We start from the raw sequence: 1,380 nt of genomic DNA, 5'->3' as shown, positions 1-1,380 counted from the left end.
AATCGCGTGGGGGGTATTCAAAAGCGGCCGGGATTTCGATCCGACCATGCTGAGAATAGGTCAAGCCTGCTTCCAGCAGGCTTGACCGCGAACATAGGATCTCGGCTCTACCGGGAGCGCAGCATGCCCTTTATTGGGCGTACGCCGTTTCGCTCGCTACCAGCGCATCAAAATAATCACGGGTCAGCTGGATCTGCGCGTCGGCCGTTTCCGCAGCATTGACCACCGCACGGAACGCGGCATTCTCCGGGCGATCCTTGGCATACCAACCCAGATGCTTGCGGGCGATGCGCACGCCCTGCGGTTCGCCGTAGAAGGCGTGCAGGTCGGTGAGATGTCCCAACAGGATGTCGCGTACTTCTTCCACCGATGGCGGCGGCAGTTCCTCGCCGGTGGCCAGGTAATGGGCGATCTCGCGGAAGATCCACGGCCGGCCCTGCGCGGCGCGGCCCACCATCACCGCATCGGCACCGGTGAGCTTGAGCACCTGCTCGGCCTTGCGCGGTGAGTCCACGTCGCCGTTGGCCAATACCGGAATCTTCAACATCGCCTTGATCGCGGCGATGGTCTCGTACTCGGCCACGCCGGTGTAATGCTGGTCGCGGGTGCGGCCGTGGATGGCCAACGCGGCGATGCCGCTGTCTTCGGCGATACGGGCGATGGTCGGTGCGTTACGCACCTCGGCGCACCAGCCGGTGCGGATCTTCAGTGTTACCGGTACGTCGACCGCATTGACCACGGATTCGAGAATGCGTGCGACCAGCGCTTCGTCGCGCATCAATGCCGAACCGGCCCAGGCGTTGCAGACCTTCTTGGCGGGGCAGCCCATGTTGATGTCGATGATCTGCGCGCCGTGGTCGACGTTGTAACGCGCCGCCTCGGCCAGCTGCTGCGGCTCGGTGCCGGCGATCTGTACGCTGATCGGTGCCGGTTCACCGGCATGGTCCATGCGGTGGATGGACTTGCGGGTGGTCCAGAAGCGCGGGTCGCTGATGGTCATTTCCGAGGCGGCCAGACCCGCACCAAGCCGTTTGCACAGCTGGCGGAATGGCTTGTCGGTGACGCCGGCCATGGGCGCGAGCACCACGTTGGGTGCAATGGTGTAAGGGCCGATCTGCATGGGGGTATTGTAAGGCGGCGGGTCGTAACCCGCGCTGTGTGGAGATATGGGGATGTAGGGATGTGGGAGCGGCGTCAGCCGCGAAGCTGGCAAACCCGCTGCGCCCACCTGGTCCTCCACTTGCCTGCGGCAGAGGGAGGGTGAAAAAGTTGTGGGAGCGGCGTAAGTCGCGAAGCCAAAGTGCCGACCGGCATCATAAGCTTCGCGGCTTACGCCGCGGCCCCAAGCAATTACCTCCGGTTCACGTTGAAACCCAGCCC

General features: G+C 63.9%; 1 protein-coding gene. It reads right to left on the bottom strand.

The features are described 5' to 3' along the window. Positions 1 to 130 precede the first annotated feature (130 nt). Entirely contained in the window at positions 131 to 1,120 is a 990-nt protein-coding gene (gene dusB / locus ACVOMB_RS21010) for a tRNA dihydrouridine synthase DusB (protein ID WP_481532927.1), read from the bottom strand. Positions 1,121 to 1,380 lie beyond the last annotated feature (260 nt).

The organism is Stenotrophomonas sp. STEN018, from assembly GCF_056760235.1.
This window is presented reverse-complemented; position numbering and strand designations above follow the sequence as displayed.